This is a genomic window from Bifidobacterium sp. M0399 (assembly GCF_016100595.1).
GTDB classification, from domain to species: domain Bacteria; phylum Actinomycetota; class Actinomycetes; order Actinomycetales; family Bifidobacteriaceae; genus Bombiscardovia; species Bombiscardovia polysaccharolytica.
In genome coordinates this window covers 943,302-970,118 of the sequence record NZ_JACFSD010000001.1, presented here as the reverse complement: position 1 = coordinate 970,118, position 26,817 = coordinate 943,302, and the positions used below count along the sequence as shown (strand labels likewise).

Annotated in this window: 21 protein-coding genes, 1 tRNA gene and 1 pseudogene; 18 read left to right on the top strand and 5 right to left on the bottom strand. The window is 57.6% G+C overall.

All coding sequences use genetic code 11. The features are described from left to right. Positions 1–147: 147 nt before the first annotated feature. The 8 genes from H3V09_RS03900 (at position 148) to H3V09_RS03865 (ending at position 9,963) form a co-directional block, all read left to right on the top strand. Entirely contained in the window at positions 148–2,550 is a 2,403-nt protein-coding gene (locus H3V09_RS03900; protein ID WP_198191000.1) for a DUF4855 domain-containing protein, read from the top strand. Positions 2,551–2,659: 109 nt separating this feature from the next. Then, entirely contained in the window at positions 2,660–3,475 is an 816-nt protein-coding gene (locus tag H3V09_RS03895; protein ID WP_198190999.1) for a GntR family transcriptional regulator, read from the top strand. Between the two features lie 365 nt (positions 3,476–3,840). Then, positions 3,841–5,106 (top strand): ABC transporter substrate-binding protein, encoded by a 1,266-nt coding sequence (locus H3V09_RS03890; protein ID WP_198190998.1) that lies wholly within the window; start codon positions 3,841–3,843, stop codon positions 5,104–5,106. A gap of 114 nt (positions 5,107–5,220) precedes the next feature. Beyond that, positions 5,221–6,228 (top strand): carbohydrate ABC transporter permease, encoded by a 1,008-nt coding sequence (locus H3V09_RS03885; RefSeq protein ID WP_198190997.1) that lies wholly within the window; start codon positions 5,221–5,223, stop codon positions 6,226–6,228. Beyond that, positions 6,209–7,156 (top strand): carbohydrate ABC transporter permease, encoded by a 948-nt coding sequence (locus H3V09_RS03880; protein ID WP_121913841.1) that lies wholly within the window; start codon positions 6,209–6,211, stop codon positions 7,154–7,156. Before H3V09_RS03885 ends, H3V09_RS03880 begins: the two co-directional genes overlap by 20 nt. 79 nt (positions 7,157–7,235) lie before the next feature. Next, positions 7,236–8,189: a DUF4434 domain-containing protein gene (locus H3V09_RS03875; RefSeq protein WP_198190996.1), complete on the top strand. Its 954-nt coding sequence runs from the start codon at positions 7,236–7,238 to the stop codon at positions 8,187–8,189. Between the two features lie 80 nt (positions 8,190–8,269). Further along, positions 8,270–9,292 (top strand): ROK family protein, encoded by a 1,023-nt coding sequence (locus H3V09_RS03870; RefSeq protein WP_198199032.1) that lies wholly within the window; start codon positions 8,270–8,272, stop codon positions 9,290–9,292. Next, positions 9,289–9,963 (top strand): N-acetylmannosamine-6-phosphate 2-epimerase, encoded by a 675-nt coding sequence (locus tag H3V09_RS03865; RefSeq protein ID WP_198190994.1) that lies wholly within the window; start codon positions 9,289–9,291, stop codon positions 9,961–9,963. Before H3V09_RS03870 ends, H3V09_RS03865 begins: the two co-directional genes overlap by 4 nt. Before the next feature lie 275 nt (positions 9,964–10,238). Here the strand turns inward: H3V09_RS03865 and H3V09_RS03860 are convergent. The 4 genes from H3V09_RS03860 to H3V09_RS03845 form a co-directional block, all read right to left on the bottom strand. Further along, positions 10,239–10,314, bottom strand: a tRNA-His gene (locus H3V09_RS03860). 120 nt (positions 10,315–10,434) lie between these two features. Further along, positions 10,435–10,893: an ASCH domain-containing protein gene (locus H3V09_RS03855; RefSeq protein WP_198190993.1), complete on the bottom strand. Its 459-nt coding sequence runs from the start codon at positions 10,891–10,893 to the stop codon at positions 10,435–10,437. After that, positions 10,883–11,452 (bottom strand): DNA-deoxyinosine glycosylase, encoded by a 570-nt coding sequence (locus H3V09_RS03850; protein ID WP_198190992.1) that lies wholly within the window; start codon positions 11,450–11,452, stop codon positions 10,883–10,885. The genes H3V09_RS03855 and H3V09_RS03850 overlap by 11 nt, the downstream gene beginning before the upstream one ends. Then, entirely contained in the window at positions 11,449–12,426 is a 978-nt protein-coding gene (locus H3V09_RS03845) for a YwiC-like family protein (protein ID WP_198190991.1), read from the bottom strand. The genes H3V09_RS03850 and H3V09_RS03845 overlap by 4 nt, the downstream gene beginning before the upstream one ends. 112 nt (positions 12,427–12,538) lie before the next feature. On the opposite strand from H3V09_RS03845, the gene H3V09_RS03840 reads away from it, so the two are divergent. From H3V09_RS03840 to gmk, 10 genes and pseudogenes are all read left to right on the top strand, one after another. Beyond that, positions 12,539–12,907 carry a DUF488 domain-containing protein gene (locus tag H3V09_RS03840; protein WP_198190990.1) on the top strand — a complete coding sequence of 123 codons (369 nt, stop codon included), beginning with the start codon at positions 12,539–12,541 and terminating at the stop codon, positions 12,905–12,907. Between the two features lie 461 nt (positions 12,908–13,368). Next, positions 13,369–13,740, top strand: a complete 372-nt coding sequence (gene rpsL, locus H3V09_RS03835) for a 30S ribosomal protein S12 (RefSeq protein ID WP_015022141.1) — start codon at positions 13,369–13,371, stop codon at positions 13,738–13,740. A 3-nt stretch (positions 13,741–13,743) separates the two neighbouring features. Continuing rightward, on the top strand, positions 13,744–14,214 hold the full coding sequence (gene rpsG / locus H3V09_RS03830) for a 30S ribosomal protein S7 (protein ID WP_015022140.1): 471 nt from the start codon (positions 13,744–13,746) through the stop codon (positions 14,212–14,214). Between the two features lie 26 nt (positions 14,215–14,240). Continuing rightward, positions 14,241–16,367 (top strand): elongation factor G, encoded by a 2,127-nt coding sequence (gene fusA / locus H3V09_RS03825; protein WP_198190989.1) that lies wholly within the window; start codon positions 14,241–14,243, stop codon positions 16,365–16,367. Positions 16,368–16,562: 195 nt separating this feature from the next. Beyond that, positions 16,563–17,762 (top strand): elongation factor Tu, encoded by a 1,200-nt coding sequence (tuf, locus tag H3V09_RS03820; RefSeq protein ID WP_015022138.1) that lies wholly within the window; start codon positions 16,563–16,565, stop codon positions 17,760–17,762. A 236-nt stretch (positions 17,763–17,998) separates the two neighbouring features. Then, positions 17,999–18,562: an elongation factor P gene (gene efp / locus H3V09_RS03815; protein ID WP_045935559.1), complete on the top strand. Its 564-nt coding sequence runs from the start codon at positions 17,999–18,001 to the stop codon at positions 18,560–18,562. Between the two features lie 22 nt (positions 18,563–18,584). Next, positions 18,585–19,061 (top strand): annotated as a pseudogene (gene nusB / locus H3V09_RS03810) (transcription antitermination factor NusB); the annotation flags it as partial. Positions 19,062–19,485: 424 nt separating this feature from the next. Further along, a complete protein-coding gene (gene carA, locus H3V09_RS03805) occupies positions 19,486–20,715 on the top strand; it encodes a glutamine-hydrolyzing carbamoyl-phosphate synthase small subunit (protein WP_198190987.1) in 1,230 nt (409 codons plus the stop codon). After that, entirely contained in the window at positions 20,708–24,082 is a 3,375-nt protein-coding gene (carB, locus tag H3V09_RS03800; protein WP_198190986.1) for a carbamoyl-phosphate synthase large subunit, read from the top strand. Before carA ends, carB begins: the two co-directional genes overlap by 8 nt. 97 nt (positions 24,083–24,179) lie before the next feature. Next, positions 24,180–24,803 (top strand): guanylate kinase, encoded by a 624-nt coding sequence (gene gmk / locus H3V09_RS03795; RefSeq protein ID WP_144177617.1) that lies wholly within the window; start codon positions 24,180–24,182, stop codon positions 24,801–24,803. A gap of 85 nt (positions 24,804–24,888) precedes the next feature. On the opposite strand, the gene ilvD is transcribed toward gmk, so the two are convergent. Then, entirely contained in the window at positions 24,889–26,748 is a 1,860-nt protein-coding gene (ilvD, locus tag H3V09_RS03790) for a dihydroxy-acid dehydratase (protein ID WP_029678603.1), read from the bottom strand. Between the last annotated feature and the right edge of the window lie 69 nt (positions 26,749–26,817).

Genomic DNA, 26,817 nt, shown 5'->3' with positions numbered 1-26,817 from the left:
GATGTGAGTAACAAAACAGCGCGAAACCGTCATTGAGGAGTAACTATGTCGGGAAAAGCTTATCGATCATTTGTTTTTTCCACTGTGGCCCTTACATCTGTTGCTTTCTGTCTACTTGTTGCGATATCTCCCGCTAGGGCTCAAAGCATGTCCAGCGAGCAATCGACAGGGTACCCCAAGCCAGAGGCGGTTGGCTTTCATCATGCGGCGCTGGTATATGCTGATGACCAGTTGGACGAGCGAGCAGTTCTGCCTCTATTTAATCGTCTTGATAACACAGGTAAGCTCATTCCCAGAGCGTCCATGTTCGATGCGGCAGTTCTATTGCGTTTTACGATCAATGGGAAACAAACTGATTACGGTGCAACAACATTGTCGGATTGGCAGACGCTTATCAACCAGTGGTTTAGCACGGGTGGCCCTATTGATACTTTTGAAAAAGCTGCCGAACAAGCAGACTTGGCTGCACAAAATGCTGGACCTCCTCAGCAATCTCGACGCTCGATTATAGTTATGATGCCGTGGATGAATCCCAGCGTCAACTCTTTCGGCCAAGTAAACGGCTCTGACCGCGATTTGTCGAGTGCCCAAGATCGGCAGGCTGTGGCCCAGTGGTTTGCCAGTACAGTGAGCCAACGATTTAGCCAAAAGCACTATGCACATCTTGTTCTGTGGGGCTTATACAGGATGCGTGAAGACGTTCCTCCTTATGAGCAGCACATAATTGCCAGCGATGCGCAAGGAGTCCATAACAGCGGTCTTAAATATTTGTTTATCCCCTATTACAAAGGATTGGGCTGGCAGTCTTGGAAAGAGTATGGTTTCGACGTTGCTATCATGCAGCCCTCCTATGCCTTCCGCTCACCGCTGGATGGTGGTGAAGTCAACGCATCGAGGTTGCAAGAAACAGCAGTGGCTGCTCAAAAATACGGTTTAGGGGTTGAACTTGAATTCCGCGGGTGCAGCCGGTTAGCAACTGAACAAGTTATGGCTATGCAGTACCTAGCAAGCGGTTCTACCTACGGTTACCAGGATGGAGTATCTGCTGCTTTTTTGGGAGAGGGCTTTGGCACTTGCGGTATCACGACCAGCAGCAATCCATCGCAGCGTTCAGTCTATGATGCATTGGCTGACTACGTCTCTGGCAAGCGCATCCCTTCTCCAGATGTAGACATCAAAGCTGTGGAAGCGAAACGATCAGTCGGGCAGAGCGACAATCAAAGAATGTACGTTGCGCGCGAAGTGGATCTGAAAAAGTTCAATAGCATACGCATTGATTTTGCTGAACACCAGCAGTATTGGCAGGGCGAGGTACAACTGCAAGTTCAGACTGCCAACGGTGGATGGAAACAGCTGGCATGGGCCACAAGGCCAAGGGGTGACAGCTTGGCAGACGACATCCAAGGTGTGGTTGTGAGTTTTGATAATACCCGAGTCAACTCCGGTAAGCAGACGATCGGGCTAATACTGACTACGGCCCAGCGCTCCCCAGTGAGTAAGCCTCCGATTGTGAGGATAGTAGGCGATCGTTCGCTCGATCCTGTGACTCAGAACGGGCTAGCCAACGCGTATACGGTGGTGGAGTCAGGTAAGCCTAAGCCTGCATCGTATCCAGATAAGACTTCTCATATGCTTCATGATGGTGAAATATCGACTGCAGGCTGGTCTTCTGGGCGAAATGTGGGCTGGAACTCTAATCCGGGAAAAGCAGTAATCAATATCGATTTAGGTAGTGTACACCGGGTAGGAGCCGTAAAAGTCTATACACAGGGTGGAAGTGATGCAGCTGTCAATTGGCCGCTAAATCCTGTAGCTACTTTTTCAAATACTCCTACGCTGATGGGTAGCGGTACGGGCACGTCTCCATTATTGGCGAGCTGGCCTTTTTCGGCTCCGCATGTTATCGCAAAGCATGCGCCAGTCGGAGGAGAATCTTCGCCAACAGTACCTGGCATCTCTTGTTTAACAGCTACCGAGATTACATGTACAAACCAAGATGGATATATCGAAGCCACTGGTACCCCAGTCGAGGCACGTTATATCAATATTGGGTTCTCTACGAATTCTTGGGCTATGCTCTCTGAACTGCAAGTTGTCGATAGCGCTGGCAATCCCATCGATTTTAGCTACCGGTTAGCACGAGCTCCAGGTGATTTAGACAATTATTCGGACGATGGGCTACGTCTTACGGACGGAAGATACACTGATGACTTTGCTTGGAAAGAGATCTCGGGTTGGCCGGCAAACGAAGCTGTTGCACTTCGATTTGATGCCGCTGAACCGATAGATGTTAATACCATTTCTGTCTATACTCTCAATGCTGGGTCCTACGGGATTGTGGCACCCACTAGGTTCACGGCTCAGGTAAAAATTGCGGATCAGTGGGTGGACGTGCAGGGGCGCCGGGAACAAACGTCATTCGGTTCTGGTGGAGTCCGTCTTGACATTGCCGATTTGCGCTACCATCAAGTTACTGCTGTGCGGATTCTATTACCAGGTGACGGGGCTGGCTGGGCTTGGACGATGATCTCTGAAGTTAAGGTGGAATAAGTGTCTCATGCTTGTAAAGCTCAATCCCTTTATAACTGCGTTATAAGCGCCAAACTGTTTCGCATGGCTGTGGGCGGTGTGGCGCCGTTCTGGGAAAGAGGGCGAACAGATGAAGGTAACTGCTGAGGAGCTGTTTTTGGGCAAGAGCGGTTTGTATGGTTCTGATCGGCCTATGGATGACCAAACGTTCAGCGATGATGAAGACAGGCGTGACCAGGAAGATACACGGCCCAAATATATGAAGATACGCGATGCTATTTATCGCAAATATATAGCGGGCCGCCCTTCAAACTCGGTGATTCCACCTGAACGCAAGTTGGCCGAAGAGTTCAAGGCTAGTCGCGTTACGATTCGCAAGGCCATAGGAAAACTCGAAGCAGACAACGTTGTCTACAAGGTGCAAGGTGGCGGTACATATACTGTCGAGCCAGGAATTGTAAAGTCGCTGAAGCTCACTTCGTTTTCTGAAGATATTCGAGCGAGGGGCATGGTTCCATCTTCCCGGGTGCTTTTGCATGAGCGGGCGCAGGCAGATCGGGAGGCTTCTTGGCGTCTCAAAGTCTCGCCTGGGGCTGACGTGTACATCTTACGACGCCTGCGCTTGGCTGATGGCGAGCCTATGTGCCTGGAAGAGGTGACCGTCCCGCTTGAATATGTACCGGATATTGAGAAGCAGAATATCACTGGTTCCTTTTATGATGTGCTGCATCACAAATATGGACTGCTGCCGGTATGGGCAGATCAGGTAGTTTCTCCTGTGGTGCTTGAGCCAGGTGACGTTAAGCTGTTGCAAGTAGCGCCCTATTCACCGGCTTTGAAAATCGTCCGCGTAACCTTTGATGCCAAGGGAAGACGCATCGAGACGACCACATCTCTCTATCGGGGAGATAAATACATGCTTCATTATGCGGTCAAGCGAGACTGAAGCGACTCCGTAGCGCAATTGTTGCAGACAAATAATTGGTAGATACCAATATTGCATTCCATAGACGACCCCTCTAGCATAAAAACTGATGGTTACGGAAAGTCAGTTGGTTGAAAGTGTGGTGCTTGCTCTGTGTATCGCAGGGTTAAGGTTTCCGTGCTTTCAGGCCGTCTGACCGGTCATTTATAAGGTATAACCGGCAAGGGTGCCAAAGTAGTAGTCAGAGAGGATTGATGAATCTTCCGTCTGGTCGAAGGCGGCAATGTCAGTAAACGATACAAATTGACTCCAACGAAGATGTTGAAAAAAGCGAAGAAAGGTATATACCAATGAAACACGTACACCATATAGCAAGGAAGCTAGCAGTGGCTGCTGTGGCTACCTTGGCGAGTGTCTCCCTAGCAGGATGCGCTGGCTTTGGGCCTACCAACACGACCGGCACAGACAAGGAGGGAAAAGTCACCGTACGATTCTCGTACCTGTGGACGGGCGACGAAGCGAAAGCCGTTGAGAAGATCATCAAGGATTTCAACGCTTCTCAGAGCAAGATATCAGTCAAAGGAACTTCGTCTGCAGATCAGCAGGCACAGGTGCTGTCGATGCAGGGCAAAAACCCTCAGTTTGATATTTCCAACACAGGCAATTCGCAGATTGTCGATTGGGCAAACAGCGGCGTGCTCTTGGGGCTGGACGACTATATTAAAGCTGACAAGTACGATACTTCCGACTTCCTTCCAGCCGCAATCAAAAATAATTCCTTTGATTCCAAGCTCTACGCTCTACCCGTGGCAGCGAATATCTATCAGTTGCTGTACAACAAGGATGAGCTCAAAGAGGCCGGCATTACCAACCCTCCCGAGACATTCGACGATTTTGCTAAGGTCATCGACACAGTTAGTAAGCTCAACGGAGACAAGGTCGAGCGGTTGGGCACCAACTCTTCGGTGGACCTGCAGCTGCTCGTCCAGGCCTACGGGGGCAGTTGGTACACCGAGGACGGCAAGGCTTCACCAACCAACCCACGCAATATAGAGGCGTTGAACTGGTGGGTTGAGCATGTAATCAAGAAGTTCGGTGCTAAAAACCTGCAAGACTTCCAGTCGGGTTTCGGTGAGTACGGCACGGCTCAATACCCCTTCTACACCGGGCAAATCGCAACTCTGATTGACGGCAACTGGCAGTCGGCGTTCATCCGTCGCCTGGCACCGAAGCTCAACTGGGGGGCCGCAGCTCTGCCATATCCTGCAGATAAGCCAGAGCTCAAGGGCACTACACGTTTGGACCTGTCCAACTTGTTCATCCCGAAGAACTCCGCTCACCCCAAGGAAGCTTGGGAGTTCATGAAGTATTTCCTAGGCAAAAAGCCGATGCTTGAGTTTACACATACGTTGGCTAACTTGCCTGGACGTACTTCGTTACTCAGCGACACAACATATTCTGATCTGCCGAACTTCGACGTGTTCTTGGCGGCTGCTAAGTCAAAGTTAGCCGTGCCGAGTTATTCCACTAAGTTCAGCACTCAATATGGGCAGGATCTCTCTGCGGCCTTTACACAGATTCAGGCCGGACAGGCGAGCCCAGAGCAGGCTATGCAGTCGGTGGCGGAAAAGGCTAAAGCCTACAAGCAATAGGAAACAGACGGGTGGAATGGTCCCATCAACTATTTTGCTCTAGATCGACTCCGCAAGCTGTTCAAACAGTGATCTTGCAGCCTGCGGAGTCTCACACGAGGAGGTGTGATATTCGTGTCAGACGCACAGATTTCAGCGGGTGTAGCCCACAACGCTCAGGCGCAGCGCAACTCCAGTGCGATTACCCGGAAAGGCCGACAAGGCAAGGCCGGCAAACCAAAAGGGAGCAGCAAGAATGAGAGGCGCTACGGTTTGGGCTTCGCTATGCCTTTCCTCATCGGTTTAGTGCTGTTTACTATCGGACCGATGATTGCGTCGCTGTACTATTCGTTTACCGATTTCAATATCATGACGGCGCCCAAATGGGTGGGTATGCACAACTACCAATCGGTTTTTGCCGATCCTCGTTTTTATAAGTCCCTGGAAAACACGGCTTACCTGACGTTCATCGGCGTGCCCCTGGGCCTCGCATTTGCACTGGGTGTGGCCCTGATACTGAACCTGAAGGAGGCACCGGCCCGAGGACTCGCCCGTGCTCTCTCGTACATCCCGGCCATCATTCCTTCCGCCGTAGTGGCCTACCTGTGGCGCTGGATGTTCAATGGCAAGTATGGCCTGATCAATGTGGTGTTGACCAAACTAGGCATACCGGCACCCAACTGGCTGCTCGATCCGGCTTGGACACGACCCGCTGTTATTTTGATCTCCTTGTGGACCGTAGGTGGCACCACGGTGATTTATCTGGCTGCCCTGCGTGATGTGCCTCGTGAGCTGATGGAGGCCGCGGCGTTGGATGGTTGCGGCGTACTGCGGCGTTTTCGTTACGTCACGCTACCGGCTATAGCACCCGTCACGGTCTTTCAGCTGATTGCGGGCTTGCTGGGAGGTCTGCAGAACTTCACTATCCCATATTTACTGGGTTCGGGTGGTTTCAACATGTCTACCGGAGGGCCAGATGAAACCTGGCTCACGTACGCGGTCTACCTGTATCAGAACGCGTTCTCCTACTTCAAGATGGGGTATGCTTCGGCGCTGGCGTGGATCCTCTTCATTATTGCTTTGATTCTCACCGCCGTTATTCTCCGACTGTCGAAAGGTGTAGATGAAGATGCTGCACACTAAATCAAGTATGGCGGTTCCTCGGACGGTGTTGTTCCGCTCAACGCCCTCGAGCAAGACCAGCAAACAACGGGTAGAGCTGCCCGGCGTGCACCACAAGGATTGGAACAGTCGGAGCTTGCGCTCCTACCGCACACGGTTCCTCAGTTTGGTGGGGATCGTCGGTGTGCTTCTGCTCTTCGGTATTCCACTGGTGGTCATGGTGGCGACTTCGTTGACCCCAGCCCGTGAAGTAGGGGCGTCGGTCTTCCCCAAGACGCTCGATTTCTCTAACTATGGCGCTGCCTTCGCTCAGGCTCCCTTGCTGAAGTACTTCGGTAATACGCTTATTTTGGTGGCTTTCAATGTGGGCGCGACGTTGCTCACCTGCCCGATTGTGGCCTATTCGCTCTCGAAGTTGCGTTGGAGAGGGCGCAATCTAGTGCTCCTGCTGGTGCTTTCCACGATGATGCTGCCCTCGCAGGTCACGCTGGTACCGGTCTATATTATGTGGGATCAGCTCAACTTAGTGGGTACCTTCTGGCCGCTCATTATCCCGCAGTTCTTCGGCTCCTCCTTCTATATTTACATGCTCCGCCAGTTCTTCCTCGGCATTCCTATGGAATATATCGAGGCGGCCCGTGTGGATGGGGCAGGGGAGTTTAGGATTCTCTTCCGTATCGTCATGCCGATGGCGAAGCCGGCACTGATTACAGTAGGGCTCTTCCAATTCGTGGGCACTTGGACCGACTTTATGGGGCCGCTCATCTACCTGCGCGATCAAGACCTCTACACCATTTCCATGGGTATGTATTCGTTCTTCTCCTCGCACGGTACCGACTGGGCTCCGCTCATGGCGGCCTGCACAATGTTCACTATTCCGACGTTTATTATCTTCCTCATTGGCCAGCGCTACTTTGTTGAAGGCGCTTCGTTGGGAGGTCTCAAATAGTTTAGACATCATACTTGCCGGATCTTTTTACCGAAATAAAGCACAGTAATCAATAATTCTATTTATATGGGAGTTTCTCATGACAGAACCGCTACGTATCACCGGAACATTCCTAGATGAGGTGACGGCAGACATTGCAGGTCACAACTGGGGAGTCAAAGAGTGGACGCAGGAGTTTGACACCTATGTCGAAGCGGGTATCGACACGGTTATTCTCATCCGCTCGGGTTGGGGTCCTCGGCTCTCGCATCCCTCGAAGGTTATCTCGGCTCAAGTGAAGACCATACCGGTGTATATGGATATGCCCGAGCTCTTTTTGAGATTGGCCGACGAGCGCAACATCAAGTTTTACTTCGGTCTGTACGACTCTGGAGTGTACTGGAATCGCAACGACTGGAAGGGTGAAGTAGAGGTCAATCGCGACTATATTCCCGAAGTGTGGCATCGCTATGGTTCCCACAAGTCATTTGCTGGCTGGTATCTACCTCATGAGACCTACGACTCGGGTCAGCGCATTATTGAGCTCAATACATCGCTTGCTAAACTCTGCCGGCAGGCGCAGGACCTGCCTATTCTCTCGTCGCCGTATTGGCTGGGCAGGTATGACATGAGCTTAGGATACTCTCTGCCTGCGCCCTCGCCACGGTCGCTCAAGGAAATCGTGACCCAGTGGGATGAGATTTTCAAGGCATACTCGGGCCTTATTGATGTAGCCGCTTTCCAGGACGGTACGGTATACGAGCTTGAGCTGCCAGAGACACTGAGTGCCATGCGGGAGCTGACGGATAAATACGGTCTCTCCCTGTGGTCGAATGTGGAGACGTTCGATCGCGATATGCCTATCAAATTCCCTCCGATTGAGTGGCGCAAGCTGGTGCACAAGTTAACTTCGGCAGAGGGAATAGTCGACAAAGCAATTACGTTTGAATTCTCCCACTTCTTGTCGCCTCACTCCATGTGGCCGTCGGCAAGACATCTGTTCGACCGTTACCAGGAGTATTTGCACGGTGAGCACCGTGCATTGGATCAGTGAGTCTTATTGCTGGTTTGGACGTAGTCGATAGGAAGGCAAGCGTGGTTCAAGCTGTTGTGAGCAAAGGAGTCACCGCAGACATGGACGAACTTCATCGAGTAGTAGTTGCGGTCGATATTGGAGGTACTAAAATTGCTTCGGCTCTTGTCGAAGTCAATGAGTCGAAACCTGTGATACTGCCTGACACCCAGCACTCCATACCTACGCAAGCCGCGCAGGGTGGTGAGCATGTACTCAATCTGGTAGCCCAGGAAGTGCGGACTTTATGTGACAGAGCTCATAGCTGGCCAAATGGTGAATTGGTAGTAGTGGGTTTGGCTGTGGCGAGCCCCGGCTGTGTGGATTTCTCTGGGCGCATCGTGTCGGCGACCGATATCCTACCAGGCTGGGCAGGCCTGGCGCTGAGGTCTCGGCTGGAGCAGTTGAGCGGGCTACACGTCTATGTCTTGGGTGATGCTCTTGCGCACACGTTTGGAGAAGTGCGATGGGGGGCCGCGCAAGGGTATGACTCGGCTTTGCTTGTAGCTATCGGGACGGGTATTGGCGGTGGTGTCAGCATTGATGGCAAATTGCTACACGGCTCTCACTCTGCGGGAGGCCACGTGGGTCACATCGGTCACCCGGCAGCTGCTGATATAGTGTGCTCTTGCGGACACCGCGGCCACATTGAGCCTCTTGCCTCAGGGCCAGGTCTTGAACACGTATATGTTCAGCTGGGCGGTGCTCCGGCAGAAAATCCTTGTGACGGAGCACAGATTGCGGCTCGAGCTCGGCAAGGTGACCCTCTGGCTTGCCAAGCCCTTGAACAAATCGGGCAATACTTAGGCAGTGCTTTAGGCAATCTCGCGAATGTGCTCGACCCGGCTGTCATTGTGTTATCTGGATCGGTCGCCCAAGCAGGAACACTCTGGCTGAAAGCTGTGCGGAAAGGTTATGCCGAGCAAGCGATAGTACCGGTTGCCTCAACCCAGCTCGTGCTTGGAGATCTCGGTGATGACGCACCGCTGATAGGAGCGGCAGAAGCCTTTTTGGAAGGCTTCGGTATGTGCGGCAGGGCACGCGGCGTGTGGATTGACGCTGACGATGACAGGAGAATCCCATGAAAAAAGTAGTAGAACGATTGCACCATCAACTTATTGTGAGCTGCCAAGCGTATCCAGGTGAAGCTATGCGGCACCCAGAGACTATGGCTCAAATCGCGTTTTCTGCTCAAGCTGGGGGAGCCGGCGGCATTCGCTGTCAGGGGCTTTCGGATATTTCCGCTATCAAAGGAACGGTCAGTGTGCCCGTGATAGGTCTGTGGAAGGAGGGCGATACCGGCGTATATATCACGCCCACGTTGCGGCATGCGAGGTGCTGCATGGCCGCGGGAGCCGATATTGTGGCTCTCGATGCCACTGATAGGCCACGACCGGATGGGCTGAGCCTGGCGGAAACAGTGCGAATACTGCATTCAGAAGGTGCAGTGCTGATGGCTGACTGCAGCTGTTTGGACGATGCTCGACGGGCGAGGGATCTGGGTTTCGATATCGTATCTCCTACGCTCGCTGGGTACACTGAGGCGCGGCAGAAGACCGATGGGCCAGACTATGAGCTTATTGAGGCGATGGTCTCCAATATTAGCGATATCCCTGTGATCTGTGAGGGGAGGGTACATACGCCAGAGCAGGCTCAGCGTGTTAAGAGCTTAGGTGTGTGGGCAGTAGTAGTGGGCACGGCCATCACTCACCCGCAGACGATCACCTCATGGTTCGTTCAAGCTTTGCAAGAATAGGCTTGCTTGGAGTAGGTGAGGGCCCAGACCAACGCAGGTGAATCGGGCCCTCAATAGAGCGGCGATTGGCGTATCATTACAGCTCCTTGCGGCTGATGAGGGGGGCGTAGCCTGGCGTGGTGAGCGCCAGGATAACCGGGGAGACGCAGATATAGGGCAGGTCGCTAGATTTTTGCCGACTTAGGCACACAAATGGCACACAAGATTCGGCTATTAAACGGATTCCGCATATATGATAAAACCTCTGCTTCCCAGTCGGGAGTAGGGGTTTGAGGTGGGGTGGCTAACGCGGCTCGAACGCGCGACCTCCTGAACCACAATCAGGTGCTCTACCGACTGAGCTATAGCCACCATGGTGAACCGACCCGTATCGCGGATCAATGCAACAGATGAAACTATACACGATGGCATGACATGGCACGCCGGTGAGGTGTGCCCCATGCGGTAATGGCCATCTTTGTCTTTGGACCTTTAGTTTACGACTATGGCATCTACATGGAAGGTTTCCAGCACCACCAGAGTCTGGTCATCGACGGTGAAGTCCGGATCATCCAGCGCCTGTCGCATATTCTCTGAGGTCCAGAAGGACTCATGGGCCTCACGCCACTCCGCAAGACTTTTATAGCCTTCTCCCTCGTTCAGAACATGCTGCCATGTGACCACGCCCAGTCGGATCACGCTCACCGAGGCATATCTAAGGACGGCAACTGGCTGGTTATCTGAGTTCACCAGAATCGTTCGTCGGCCGGAGGAGGGGAGTGGTTCATGATCGTGGATGAACTCTGTCATCAAACTGGTCGTAGCAGTTTTGCCCCCATCGAGAATTGCTTTCACTAGGCGATCGCGTTCTGGACCAGGGAAGGCGAATTCGTCCCTGGGAAGATTCCCAACATCTTGGGCTTTGACTGTCGGTATTTGTCTATTTGCCATAATCGATGTGATTGCTTGGTGTTCTTGGGTCTGCTTCGTCGAGCGCTTTTCTTATGGGAAGGTAGGCCTTGATCAGATCAGCCAGGCTCATAGCGGCGTTGGCGGGGCTGGTGGACGGCAGATTGATCATCGTCGGTCGATGCCCTTTCTTCTCCAGATTCGGCAGGCAGTAGCGACGGTAAAGCTGACCGGCCTTGCGTCCTGTAGTGAATATGGTGCTGATGGGCGCACGGGCCAACAGACCGGCGATGTCGGTCGAAACGACATTGGTGATTGAAGCGTCGGAGGCACCGTGAATGTCGCACTCTTGGATTACGTCCCAGAGTGCGACGCGGTGATCGAGGGCGAACCGGGCGCGGACAGTCGGATCGGGCTCTGGAACAGGCTGGTCGAACAGCGCGGCCAGCACGGGCCAGAAGCGGTTGCGCGGAAACATGTAGTAGAAGCCAGCCTTTCGCGAACTCGGGCTGGGAATGGATCCAAGGATCAACACACGGGATCGGTCATTCCAGACTGGCCCGAATCCGTGGGTGACATGTGTGGTCGAAGCTGCAGTCATGCGCCGAGCAGGCTAGTCAGAGACGCAGTCATCACGTCAGCCTGCGCAATCACCAGAATGAAAACCAACAGGCTGGTTGCGCATTCAACCAGGCCCACATACAGAATGGGAATGCGGCGCCGATGAGAGATGACAGGCAGCAGGGCCGCACGCACCAGCAGAACCAGGGCCGTCAACAGGGGCCACCATCCTGCGGTGCGTACCATGGCGACTCCCATCAGGCAGAGGGCCAGGTTCCAAGCCAGCGAAAGCAGGTAGCACCAGGTCTTGCCGCGCTCGCGGATCATGGTTTTGACGAAGATGACCGACCCGAACTGGGTCACAGCGAAGACAGCCGCGCTGACTACTCCGATCGATGGCAGGGCGGCGCTTGGGAAAAATCCGCCGGCGAAGCAGTCCACAGCAGGATTCGGCTGGCATCCGAAGTAGCCGGCACCGGAGCTTTCCAGACCTGGTTCCGGCTTCTGGAATCGTGATCCTAGGGAGACAGCGATCAGACAGAGCGTGCAGGCCGCGATCACGACTACCGTATCGTTCCACCAGGAGCGTTCCATGCGCATCCAGGCGGCTGCAAAATTCAACACGCCCAACACCAGGTAGAGTGGAGCCCATCGCAGGAGCCCAGGCGTGCCGACCAACAGAATCAGCCCGGTCACGGCCGTAAGCAGGGCGTATCCCAAAGCTGGTGGCGCGAACCTGGCAGCTCGGTGCGAAACCATCCACCGCGAGCCGGTGAACTCAAAGCAGTAGCAGAAGGCCCAGGCGACCATGAGCAGCAGGCTTCTCCAGGTCGGGCCTCCGATTAGTAGACCGGCCAGACCCGGCATCAAGGCCATGGCCCAGCCGCCAATCTGGTCGGGTATCCATAAGCGTCGCCACTGTCGTCCCTTGGGCCCTGAACCGGTCGATTTTGCCGGTTTGCTGCCGTTTGACACGGCGGCCTTGCCCCTGTCTGCGTCTGTAAGCATACTCATCAGCCTACGCCCCTGTACGGCTGTCACTGCCTCTTCCGTAATGCGGATTTGGTCAATATCATGGTTGAAGGAGTGGTGAATCATACGGGTCCCTGGTTTCAGGAGGCAGATGATGGGTCAGGTGGATATCAAACGCGTATATGAGCAGGCCGCTGACGGGGACGGGGTCCGCATCCTGGTCGACAGGCTCTGGCCGCGCGGTGTCAGCAAGGAGCGGGTAGCCTTGTCCGGGTGGCTCAAGGATGTGGCACCCAGTCCGGACCTGCGGCGCTGGTGGCACCATGATCCGGACCGCTTTGATGACTTCGCACGCTGCTACCGCACTGAGCTGGACGACAACCCCGCCTTGGGGGATCTGCTAAGCATCGTGCGCGAACATGATCGGACGACACTGGTCTATGCGGCCAAGGATCCAGCTGTCAACCATGCCCTGATCCTGCGCGACTACATCCGCCAGGCTCTTGAGAAAGAAGACAAGTAGACGCTGGCTTTGATGTTTCTGGCGTTAATATTTACGGGTCGGGATATGTATTTCTGATACCTCTATATGCATATATGTAGGAATCGGTTATAGGTGGGTACCGCATTGTAGGTATCTGTAAATATAAGGTTTGCGCAAGGGCCTTCCCATTAACGGAACCGGTGCGCTATCGCAGTAGGCAAAGCCTAGAGCATACTTCCAAGTGGTAGACGTGGCCATGTCTGCCCTGGTGATATACTTTTCATCGTGTGTGCCGGCAGCACGCCTTATGTCACAGGTGAGCTTGTCGGGATATCCCCGAATCCGAAGAATGCAGGCAGCAATGCCCTGCAGGAGGATCAGGGGCCATCGGGCCGGTGGACAGTGGCTGATCTCTCCTCCTGGGAGCGACTGCGGCTGCGGTGCGGCGGTCTCGCAGTGCAAACCAAGACAAGTTCATCGAAGGAATCGGAGAGAGTCAGTTGCCAACAATTGAACAGCTCGTCCGCAAAGGGCGCAAGGCCAAGCCTCGCAAGTCGAAGACTTTGGCACTCAAGGGCAGCCCGCTGCGTCGCGGCGTGTGCACCCGTGTTTACACCACCACCCCCAAGAAGCCGAATTCGGCTCTGCGTAAGGTTGCCCGTGTCCGTCTGAGCTCCGGCATCGAGGTTTCCGCCTACATCCCCGGCGAGGGCCACAACCTGCAGGAGCATTCCATCGTGCTGGTGCGCGGCGGACGTGTCAAGGACCTGCCCGGCGTGCGCTACCACATCGTGCGCGGTGCGCTGGATACCCAGGGAGTCAAGGATCGCAAGCAGGGCCGTTCCCTGTACGGAGCAAAGAAGGCCAAGTAACACATGTCACGCAAAGGACCAGCTAAAAAGCACCAGCTCCTGCCCGATCCCATCTACGGTTCCACCGTGGTGGCCCAGCTGATCAACAAGATCCTGCTGGACGGCAAGAAGTCCATCGCCGAGAACATCGTCTACACCGCCCTGGAGCAGGTCAAGGAGAAGACCGACCAGGAGCCTGTGGCCGTGCTCAAGCGCGCCCTGGACAACATTCGTCCCAGCCTGGAGGTTCGCAGCCGTCGTGTCGGCGGCGCCACCTATCAGGTCCCCGTCGAGGTCAAGCCGAACCGCGCCAATACGCTCTCGTTGCGGTGGCTGACCGATTACAGCCGCGCCCGTCGTGAGAAGACCATGTCGGAGCGACTGGCCAACGAGATCCTTGATGCCTCCAACGGCCTGGGTGCTGCGGTCAAGCGCCGCGAGGACACCCACAAGATGGCCGAGGCCAACAAGGCGTTCGCCCACTATCGCTGGTAATCCCAAGAGAGCGAGAACAAGGAATTATGGCACAAGACGTGCTCACGGACCTGACCAAGGTCCGCAACATCGGCATCATGGCCCACATCGATGCCGGCAAGACAACGACGACCGAGCGTATCCTCTACTACACCGGCGTCAACTACAAGATTGGCGAGACTCACGACGGCGCCTCCACCATGGACTGGATGGACCAGGAGAAGGAACGTGGCATCACGATCACCTCCGCCGCCATCACGGCCTTCTGGAACCGTCAGTCCCACGATCCTGAGGATCGCTACCAGATCAACATCATCGACACCCCCGGCCACGTGGACTTCACCGCCGAGGTGGAGCGCTCCCTGCGTGTGCTCGATGGCGCTGTGGCGGTGTTCGACGGCAAGGAGGGCGTGGAGCCCCAGTCCGAGACCGTCTGGCGTCAGGCCGACAAGTACAGCGTGCCCCGCATCTGCTTCATCAACAAGATGGACAAGCTGGGCGCCGACTTCTACTACTCGGTGGACACCATCAAGGACAAGCTGGGCGTCAAGCCGCTGGTCATGCAGTTGCCCATCGGCGCTGAGAGCGACTTCCACGGCGTGGTCGACCTGGTGCGCATGGTGGCCTACTACTGGAAGGACGAGGCCGACCTGGGCGCCAAGTACGACACCATCGACATCCCCGACGACCTTAAGGACAAGGCTGAGCAGTACCACACCGAGCTGCTTGAGGCCGTGGCCGAGTCGGATGAGGATCTGCTGGAGAAGTATCTGGGCGGTGAGGAGATCTCCCAGCAGGAGATCCGCACCGCTGTGCGCAAGATGACCATCGAGCAGTCGGCCTTCCCGGTCTTCTGCGGATCCGCCTTCAAGGACAAGGGCGTGCAGCCCATGCTGGACGCGGTCGTGGACTACCTGCCCAGCCCCGAGGACGTGCCGGCCATCAAGGGCTACAAGATCGGCGACGAGTCCGTCGAGATCGACCGCAAGCCCACCGTGGACGAGCCCTTCTCGGCCCTGGCCTTCAAGGTGGCCACCCACCCCTTCTACGGCAAGCTGATCTACGTGCGCGTCTACTCCGGCAAGGTGGCCCAGGGCGAAACGGTCCTGGACTCCACCAAGGACAAGAAGGAGCGCGTCGGCAAGCTCTTCCAGATGCACTCCAACAAGGAGAATCCGGTCGACGAGGCCATCGCCGGCAACATCTACGCCTTCGTCGGGCTCAAGAACGTCACCACGGGTGACACCCTGTGTGACGAGAAGGCACCGCTGGTGCTGGAATCCATGACCTTCCCCGATCCTGTGATCGAGGTGGCCGTGGAGCCCAAGACCAAGGCTGACCAGGAGAAGATGGGCATCGCCCTGCAGAAGCTCTCCGAGGAGGATCCCACCTTCCAGGTCAAGACCGACGAAGAATCCGGCCAGACCCTGATCTCCGGCATGGGCGAGCTCCAGCTGGACATCCTGGTGGATCGCATGCGCCGCGAGTTCCATGTGGAATGCAACGTGGGCAAGCCCCAGGTGGCTTACCGCGAGACCATCCGCAAGCCCGTCATGAACCAGGAGTACACCCACAAGAAGCAGACCGGCGGTTCCGGCCAGTTCGCCAAGGTGCTCATGAACTTCGAGCCCCTGGACACTTCCGAGGGCGAGTCCTACATCTTCGAAAACAAGGTCACCGGCGGCCACATCACCAAGGAGTTCATCCCCTCGGTCGATGCGGGCGTGCAGGAGGCCATGGAGTCCGGCGTGCTGGCAGGCTTCCCGGTCGTGGGCGTCAAAGCCACCCTGACCGATGGCCAGATCCACGAGGTCGACTCTTCGGAGATGGCCTTCAAGATCGCCGGCTCCATGTGCTTCAAGGAGGCCGCTCCCAAGGCCAAGCCCGTCATCCTCGAGCCCATCATGGCCGTCGAGGTCCGTACTCCCGAGGAGTACATGGGCGACGTCATGGGCGACATCAACTCCCGTCGTGGCTCCATCCAGTCCATGACCGACGCCACCGGCGTCAAGGTCATCGACGCCAAGGTGCCCCTGTCGGAGATGTTCGGCTACATCGGCGACCTCAGGTCCAAGACCCAGGGCCGCGCCATGTTCACCATGCAGATGGACTCCTATGCTGAGGTTCCCAAGACTGTCAGCGACGAGATCATCAAGGCCCAGCGAGGCGAGTAATGCCGGTCCGGTCCGCCGCCACGGCGGGCCGCCGCCAAAATGCTCTTCTGTCACAAGTCGGCGTTACACTCTTGTAGCGCTGACTGGGCGGAGGGCAAAAGTGGCAAAGAACCCGATAACCCAGTAATATGTAGCGAGTGCTCTGTGCGTGGTTCGCGCAGGCAACCTACGAGACGTCCAGGAGGACAAAACACAATGGCAAAGGAAAAGTACGAGCGGACCAAGCCGCACGTTAACATTGGCACCATCGGCCACGTCGATCACGGCAAGACTACCCTGACCGCGGCCATCTCCAAGGTGCTGCATGAGGAGTACCCGGACGTCAACCCCGAGTACGATTTCGCTCAGATCGACGCTGCTCCTGAGGAGAAGGAGCGCGGCATCACCATCAACATCGCGCACATCGAGTACCAGACTGCCAAGCGCCATTACGCACACGTGGACTGCCCTGGACACGCCGACTTCGTCAAGAACATGATCACCGGCGCTGCTCAGATGGATGGCGCCATCCTGGTGGTCGCCGCAACCGACGGCCCCATGGCCCAGACTCGTGAGCACGTGCTGCTGGCCCGCCAGGTCGGCGTGCCGAAGATCCTGGTCGCCCTGAACAAGTGCGACATGGTCGACGACGAAGAGCTGATCGAGCTGGTCGAGGAGGAAGTCCGCGATCTGCTGGACGAGAACGGCTTCGACCGCGACTGCCCCGTCATCCGCACCTCCGCCTACGGCGCCCTGCATGACGATGCCCCTGACCACGACAAGTGGGTCCAGACCATCAAGGACCTCATGGATGCCGTCGACGACTACATCCCCACCCCGGTCCACGACCTGGACAAGCCCTTCCTGATGCCCATCGAGGATGTCTTCACCATCTCCGGCCGCGGCACCGTGGTGACCGGCCGTGTCGAGCGTGGCAAGCTGCCCGTGAACACCAACGTGGAGATCGTCGGCCTGCGTGACACCCAGTCCACCACCGTCACCTCCATCGAGACCTTCCACAAGCAGATGGACGAGGCCGAGGCCGGTGACAACACCGGTCTGCTGCTGCGCGGCATCGGCCGTGAGGACGTCGAGCGTGGCCAGGTCGTGGCTGCTCCCGGCACCGTGACCCCTCACCACAAGTTCGAGGGCGAGGTCTACGTGCTGACCAAGGACGAGGGTGGCCGCCACTCGCCGTTCTTCTCCAACTACCGTCCGCAGTTCTACTTCCGGACCACCGACGTCACCGGCGTCATCACCCTGCCCGAGGGCGTGGAGATGGTTCAGCCCGGCGATCACGCCACCTTCTCCGTCGAGCTGATCCAGCCCGTCGCCATGGAGGAGGGCCTGACCTTCGCTGTTCGTGAAGGCGGCCACACGGTCGGCTCAGGTCGAGTCACCAAGATCATCGAGTAGGATTGCCTGTCGCTTATCGACACGATCCAATGACGGGGCCCGGAATCCTTCCTGTGATTCCGGGCCCCGCCCATTTCCGGCAGGCCTCGCCGCCGGACCAGCCGCGGTGTTCATGCGCCGTGGCATAATAGGCGAGGATTTATCGCGAGCGGGCCGGATCCTGTAAGGCCCGGTGCTTTCGGCAGATGGCCAGGAGCCCTCCGAAGGAACGTTCATCAGAATGAGGTGGTATCAAGGTGGCACAGACTTCCAATGACATCAAGAACGGATCGGTCATCAACCTGGACGGCAAGCTTTGGACCGTCATCAAGTTCCAGCACGTCAAGCCCGGCAAGGGACCGGCCTTTGTGCGCACGACCATCAAGGACGTCCTCACAGGTAAGATTGTGGACCGCACTTTTAACGCGGGTATGAAGATGGACTTCGAGACCGTGGACAACCGGACCATGCAGTACTCCTACCGCGACGGGGACTCCTTCGTCTTCATGGACATGAATACCTACGAGCAGGTCAACATCCCCGAGGCCCTGGTCGGCGATCAGGAGCGCTTCCTGCTTGAGGGCACCGACTGCATCATCAGCTTCCATGACGGCAACCCTCTGTCCGTGGAACTGCCTGCATCCGTGGTGCTGACCGTGACGGCAACCGAGCCCGGCGTGCAGGGCAACCGCTCCAATGCCGGCACCAAGCCCGCTACTGTGGAGACCGGGGCCGAGATTCAGGTGCCCCTCTTCGTAGGCGAGGGTGAGAAGGTCAAGGTGGACACCCGCGACGGCTCCTACCTGGGCCGCGAGAACTGAGTCAGGCAGAAACCACACATCCATGGCACGTTCCACAGCCCGCAAGCGGGCCTTGAATACCCTGTATGAGGCCGATGAGAAGAGCCAGGATTTCCTTTCCCTGCTGGAAGAGCGCAAGGTTCGGCCGGGGGCTCAGACACCTCTGCCTGCTTATGCGGTGACCATTGTCGAGGGTGTGGCAGAGCATCGTCGAGATATCGATGAGGCTTTGCAAACCCATTCCACCCGATGGCCGCTGAGCCGGATGCATGCCATTGACCGCAACATTCTGCGTATCGCCGCCTGGGAGATGCTCTACAACCCCGAGGTTCCTGACAAGGTGGCCATAGATGAGGCCCTTTCTTTGGCCAAGACACTTTCGGATGCCGATGCTCCCTCCTTCATCCACGGCGTTCTCAGCGCCCTGGAGCAGGAGAAGGATGAGCATCAGGCTCGTCGTGAGCAAGCCGATCGAATCGCTGCCCTGGCTGATGCCGAGGCCGATGCAGATGTTTCAGATGATGAATCCGACAAGGCAAAGCCAGGGGTTGCAGCCTCCGAGCCTGTTCCCTTCGAGGATGCCCATGCTGACAGCGAGTCGGATTCGGCAGCGAGTGGATCCGAAGGAGGGGACTCCGACCAGGTTCTTGACCATACTGTCGACCAGTCGGCCCCCAGCTTGGACCAGCTGAAACTGACCTTGCCGGAGGAACTGACCCCCGATGCGGATCGTCCTTCAGACAACTGACAATGATTCGGATAAAGGCCGGCCGATGCCCGCTAACTATCTGGGCATCAGGTCGGCCTTTTGCCCTATTCGGACTGGTTGACCGGCGGTCTATCCTGGAAGATTTGACCAACCATTTTTTTGGCAGGGTCTGCCGGCATAATCCATGGGGGTCATTAATATGGGTGCGAATATCCGCGGTAATCAAGGGGGTTCGGTGAACCTGAAAGACACCAACACCATCACCTCCGATAGCCGTTTCTCCAATCGTGCCTTGCTCATCCTTGAGGATGGGGAAGTGTATGTGGGGAGAGCCTTCGGAGCGGTGGGCACTACCATAGGTGAAATTGTTTTCTCGACCGGAATGACTGGGTATCAAGAAACCCTGACGGATCCTAGCTATGCTCGGCAGATTGTTGTGCAGACCTTCCCCCACATCGGTAATACCGGCGTCAATGACCAGGATGGGGAGTCAGACAGGATCTGGGTGGCAGGGTATGTAGTCCGGGAACCCAGCCCCAACGTCAGCAACTGGCGGGCCCGGGGCAGTCTCCATGACCAGCTGGTCGATCAGGGCATCGTCGGTATCAGTCACATAGACACCCGCCGGCTCGTGCGACACTTGCGTTCTGCAGGTGTCATGCGGGCCGGTATTTTTTCAGGCCCGGACCCAATGCTCAACGACGGCGGCGGGCCCAGGACCATGCAGGAACTCCTTGACCAGGTCCGTTTGGCCCCCAAGATGAGCGGGTCCCATCTGACCGGCGAGGTCAGCACGCACAGGTCCTATATCGTCGAACCTGTCGGAGACCGTCAGGCGAAAGAGCCTGTCTGCACGGTGGCGGCGGTGGATTTGGGAATCAAGTCCATGACCCCTCACAGGCTGGCTGAGCGAGGGTGCAGGGTCCACGTACTTCCCGTCGACACCACCATCGAGCAGATAAGGGCCCTGCGGCCTGACGGGGTTTTCTTCTCAAACGGTCCAGGCGACCCATCGTCCGCAGACGAGGAGGTGTCGCTCCTCAGGCAAGTTTTGGATGCCGGACTGCCATTCTTCGGCATCTGCCTGGGCAACCAGCTTCTGGGCCGTGCCCTGGGCTTCGAGACCTATAAGCTGAAATTCGGTCATCGCGGCATCAATCAGCCGGTCATGGATCTCAGCACTGGCAAGGTTGAGATTACCGCCCATAATCACGGATTCGCAGTCAAGGCACCCAAGGGGGACCCAGTGCCCTCACCCTATGGTGAAGGCCGATATGGCCGTGTCCGGGTCTCTCATGTCGATCTCAACGACGGAGTGGTCGAAGGCCTCGAGTGTCTGGACATTCCGGCCTTCTCCGTTCAGTACCATCCGGAGGCGGCGGCTGGTCCGCACGATGCCTCCTATCTGTTTGACAGGTTCGTCACTTTGATGCAGGACGCCAGGGAAGGGAAGGCACATGCCTAAGCGGCAGGACATCCATTCAGTCATGGTTATCGGCTCGGGGCCCATTGTCATCGGGCAAGCGGCCGAGTTCGACTATTCGGGGACCCAGGCCTGCCGGGTGCTGCGCGAAGAGGGGATTCGTGTCATCCTGGTCAATTCCAATCCCGCCACCATCATGACGGACCCCGAGATGGCCGATGCCACCTACATCGAGCCCATTGCCCTGCCCTTCCTGGAGCGGATCATCGCCAAGGAGCGGCCTGATGCACTGCTGCCCACCCTGGGCGGCCAGACCGCTCTGAACGCTGCCGTGGAGCTGGGCAAGGCTGGCGTGCTGGAGCGCTATGGGGTTGAGCTGATCGGCGCTTCGCTGGAGGCCATCGACAGGGGAGAGGATCGCGAGCTCTTCAAGCAGGTGGTGGACCAGGCCGGTGCCGAGTCGGCCAAGTCCCGCATCGCCCACAGTCTGGATGAGGCCGAGGCAGTGGCCGCCGAACTGGGTTACCCTCTCGTGGTTCGTCCCTCCTTCACCATGGGCGGCCTGGGCTCGGGCATCGCGCACGATCGCGAGGAGTTGAGGCGGATCGCTGGCGCCGGCATCCATTATTCGCCCACCGATGAGATCCTTCTGGAGGAGGGCATCGAGGGGTGGAAGGAGTATGAGCTGGAGCTCATGCGCGACCGCCTGGACAATGTGGTTGTGGTCTGCCCCATCGAGAACGTGGACCCGGTCGGCGTGCACACCGGTGACTCCATCACCGTGGCCCCGGTTTTCACCCTGACCGACCGGGAGTATCAGCGCATGCGCGACATCGGCATCGCCATCATCCGCGGCGTTGGGGTGGATACGGGTGGCTGCAACATCCAGTTCGCCGTCAACCCGAAGAACGGCCGGATCATCGTCATCGAAATGAATCCGCGTGTTTCGCGCTCCTCGGCTCTGGCATCCAAGGCCACTGGCTTCCCCATCGCCAAGATCGCGGTCAAGCTTGCCCTGGGATACACCCTGGATGAGATCGAGAACGACATCACCCGCTCAACGCCTGCCTCCTTCGAACCGACCATTGATTATGTGGTCACCAAGATTCCGCGTTTCACCTTTGAGAAGTTCCCCGGGGCGGACACTACCCTGACCACTTCGATGAAGTCCGTGGGCGAGGCCATGGCACTGGGCGGAAACTTCCGCGAATCCTTGGGCAAGGCCATGCGCTCCATCGACAAACGGCACATGACCTTCTCCTGGGACGGCCCACGGCCCGACCAGGCCGAGACTGACCAGCTGCTGGAGGCCATGCACACCCCCACCGAGCACCGTTACCTGCAGATCCAGCGGGCCTTCTGGGGAGGGGCTACCGTGGAGCAGGTCCATCAGGCCACCAGGATCGATCCCTGGTTCCTGGAGCAGATCAGCATGATCAATGACCTGGCTCTTCAGGTGCGCGAATCCGAGGTCCTGGACGATGACCTGCTGCGCCGGGCTAAGCAATCAGGACTGAGCGATCTGCAGATCGCCCACCTGCGCGGTATGGGCGACCAGGGCGAGGCAGTCGTCAGGGAGCTGCGCTGGGCCTTCGGTCTTCACCCTGTCTACAAGACTGTGGACACCTGTGCAGCCGAATTCGATGCCGTCACGCCCTACTACTACTCCTGCTACGCCGACGAGTCCGAGCTGCGACCCCGTGAACGCGAGGCGGTCATCATCCTGGGTTCGGGGCCCAACCGGATAGGCCAGGGGGTCGAGTTCGACTACACATGCGTGCACGCCGTCCAGGAGTTGGGCAAGGACTATGACACCATCATGGTCAATTGCAATCCCGAGACGGTCTCCACCGACTATGACATGTCAGACAGGCTCTATTTCGAGCCGTTGACCTTCGAGGACGTTCTGGAGATCTACCGGGCTGAGAAGGCCATGGGACCTGTCAAGGGCGTCATCGTCCAGCTGGGCGGTCAGACGCCCCTGTCTCTGGCGGCCAGGCTCAAGGCAGCTGGGGTGCCCATTCTGGGAACCAGCCCCGAGTCCATCGACCTGGCCGAGAACCGTGAGCTCTTCGGCCAGGTGCTCAGCAAGGAGCATCTGAACGCCCCCCGGTACGGCACCGCTCTTTCCCTGGATGAGGCCAGGGATGCGGCACATGCCATCGGCTATCCGGTTCTGGTCAGGCCCTCTTACGTACTGGGCGGACGAGGCATGGAGATTGTCTATGACGACCAGCAGCTGGGCACCTACGTGGATCGAGCCCTGGAGGAAGCCAAGGCCGATACAGTGGTCTCCGGCCGGCTGCCTTCGCCCCTGTTGATTGACAAGTTCCTTCAGGATGCCATCGAGATCGATGTGGATGCCCTTTATGACGGGCAGGAGCTCTACATCGGCGGAATCATGGAGCATGTTGAGGAGGCTGGGGTCCATTCCGGTGATGCAGCCTGCACCCTGCCGCCATCGACACTCTCCGACGACCAGATCAATCGGCTGCGGCAGGCCACCCTGGCAATAGCCCAAGGTTGCGGGGTTCAGGGGCTGATCAATGTTCAGTATGCCTTCATGGCCAACACCCTCTATGTGATCGAGGCCAATCCACGCGCCTCCCGGACGGTTCCTTTCGCTTCCAAAGCCACAGGTACGGCACTGGCCAAGGCTGCGGCGCGAATCATGGTGGGGGAGACTATCGAACAGCAACGAGCCAATGGCCTGCTCCTGCCTATCGGCGACGGCGGCATGGTCCGTGTCGGCCAGCCTGTGGCGGTCAAGGAGTCAGTATTGCCCTTCAAGCGCTTCCGCACTCCGGTTGGCCGGACCGTGGACATTCTGCTGGGCCCGGAGATGCGCTCCACCGGAGAGGTCATGGGCTTCGATCGGGACTTCCCCCACGCCTTCGCCAAGAGCCAGCTGGCCGCCTACCAAGGCGGATTGCCCTCCGGCGGGGTCGCCTTCCTGTCGGTCAATGATGCGGACAAGCGTCAGTTGCCTATGCTGGCCGCTCGTCTGCTGGAGCAGGGCTTCAGCATCTGCGCCACCAGTGGCACGGCCTCCGTCCTGCGCCGGTACGGCTTTGACGTGGCTGTTGTCGACAAGATCAGCGACGAGGAGGAGCAAGGTCGGCCCTTCACTGATGCTGATGGGGTCAGGCACATGGGCCGTAATCCAGTCCAGTTAATTGAGGATGGGGCCATCGACATGATCCTCAATACCCCCAGTTCCAGGGGTTCGCGCTCTGACGGCTATCTGATCCGGGTGGCTGCTATAGCTGCCGATCTGCCGCAGTTCACCACCATCACCGAATTCTCGGCCGCCCTTATGGCCATTGACGTGGTCAAAAAGGACGACTACGAGGTCATGAGCATCCAGGAACACGCGGCCCGGTTGCTTGAGCTGGAGAAGGCCAGGTAGGTTCTGGCTATATGATTGACCCATGTTCCGGTCCAGATATGCCGGAGGATGACCTTTAGGAAAGGAAGTGGCTGTGTCAGCGATCAGCGGTGCCGATATGTCGAGTCAGGACCCTTCGGGAGAACAGACCGGGGGGACGGGGAAGACGGGCGGCCGGCTGATCGTGTTGACAGGGCCCACGGCCGTAGGCAAAGGTACAGTGGAAGCAGCCCTGCGTCATGCCCACCCGGAAGTTTGGGTCTCCGTCTCGGCCACCACCCGGGCGCCGCGTCCGGGCGAGAAGGACGGCATCACCTACTGGTTCATGGACGAGCAGGAATTTGCCCGCAGGGAAGCCGCCGGAGACTTTCTGGAGACCGCCTTGGTTCATGGCATGTCCCACTATGGCACCCCGCTGCAGCCTGTCCTGGACCATCTGGCGGCAGGGGTGCCCACAATTCTGGAGATCGACCTGCAGGGGGCGCACCGAGTTCGCGAACGTGCCAAGGAGCTGGGCCTGGAAGTCTTCTATGTGTTCCTGGCGCCGCCCTCATTCCAGGACCTGGTCACCAGGCTGAACATGCGGGGAACCGAAAATGAGGAGCAACGGGCCCGAAGGCTGGAGACCGCCAAGGTGGAGCTGGCCTCAGAGGATCAGTTCGACCAGGTCATAGTCAACGACAACGTGGATAAAGCCGCCCAGGCTCTCTGGGCGATAATCGCCAAGGAATACGGTCTCTGAGCATCAGGCCTTTACTTGGCCTTACTCCAGAAGAGTCGAAAATCCCCCAATCGGGTAAGAGCCCGATTGGGGGATTTTCGATCTATCAGTCCAGACCGGACAACCGGTTGATCAGATCCGGGTCGCGTGTGGCGCCCTTGTCTGCAGAGCGGGCGAAAGCGGCGTATGCCTTCAGCGCCAGTGAGACTTTGCGGTCCCTGTGGGCCACATAGCCTTCGCCGGCCTCCAGTTCTGCGCGGCGCTGGGCGAGTTCCTCATCGCTCAGCTCGACGTCTACACGCCGGTTGGGGATGTCGATGCGGATCATGTCGCCGTTGCGAATCAGGGCGATGGGGCCCTTGTTGGCTGCTTCAGGAGCGATATGGCCAATGGCCAGGCCTGATGAGCCGCCGGAGTAGCGGCCGTCGGTCAGCAGGGCAACGTCCTTGCCGATTCCCTTGCCTTTGACGAATGAGGTCGGATAGAGCATCTCCTGCATGCCTGGGCCGCCCTTGGGTCCTTCGTAACGGATGACCAGGGCCTGACCCTTGTGCAGGGTGCCGTTCAGTATGACCTCAACGGCCTGCTCCTGTGATTCGACCACCAGGGCCGGTCCGCGGAAGTTCCAGATTTCCTTGGGCACGCCTGCAGTCTTGACCACGCAGCCATCGGGGGCCAGGTTGCCGCGCAGTATAGCCAAGCCGCCTTCAGAGACGGCCGGGTGGTCCAGGTCGTGAATGGCGCCGTTGACGCGGTCGGTGTCCAGGTCCTCCCACTCCTTGGACTGGTTGAAAGGCTCAGGGGAGGTGATGTGCCCGGGCGCTGCGTGGTAGAGCTCCTTGGCCTGATCCAGACAGGTGGGGCGCATGATGTCCCAGTCGTTGAGCTTGGACTCCAGATCAGGGTAGTCGATGGAATGCGTGTCCTGGTGAAGGACACCGCCACGGTCCAGCTCGCCCAGGATGCCGCAGATGCCGCCGGCGCGGTGAACGTCCGATATCTCCCAGTCTCCGGAGGGAGAGGCCTTGCAGATGCAGGGGACCGTGTGGGAGATGCGCTCGATGTCGTCCAGGGTGAAGTCCACATCCGCCGACTGCGCGGCAGCCAGGATGTGCAGGACGGTGTTGGTGGATCCGCCCATGGCCACATCCATGGTCATCGCATTTTCGAAGGCTTTCTTGGTAGCGATGGAACGCGGCAGGACCGAGTCGTCGTCATCCTGGTAGTATCGGTTGGCAATCTCGACGACCAGCTTGCCGGCACGCTCGAAGAGCATCTTCCGGGCTGTGTGTGAGGCCAGGGTGGTACCGTTGCCGGGCAGGGCCAGACCCATGGCTTCGGTCAGACAGTTCATGGAGTTGGCGGTGAACATGCCGGCGCAGGACCCGCAGGTGGGGCAGACCGTCTTCTCCAAGGCCAGCAGGCCCGCATCGTCGATGCTGTCATCCGCCGAGGCGTACATGACGTCAATCAGATCCGTGCTCTCCTGGACCGTCCCGTCTGGCATGACGGTACGTCCGGCTTCCATGGGGCCACCGGAGACGAAGACTGTAGGAATGTTCAGACGCAGAGCGGCCATGAGCATGCCGGGGGTGATCTTGTCACAGTTGGAAATGCAGATCAGGGCGTCGGCGCAGTGGGCGTTGACCGAGTATTCCACAGCGTCAGCAATCAGGTCACGGCTGGGCAGAGAATAAAGCATGCCGGTATGGCCCATGGCGATGCCGTCGTCCACAGCAATGGTGTTGAACTCGCGGGGGATGCCACCCGCTTCCTTGACGGCCTTGGAGACCAGACGCCCCACCTTGTTCAGGTGAACGTGCCCAGGCACGAACTCGGAGAAGGAATTAGCGATGGCCACGATGGGCTTGCCGAAGTCCTCGCCCTTGACGCCAGCGGCACGATAGAGAGCACGGGCGCCCGCGAACTCTCGTTCCTTCATTAATTTGGCTGATCGCATCTGCATAGTTTCATTCAAGTGAACGTGGACGGTGACGGCTCGAACATGACCACATGTTGGAATTTCCGGCGTGTT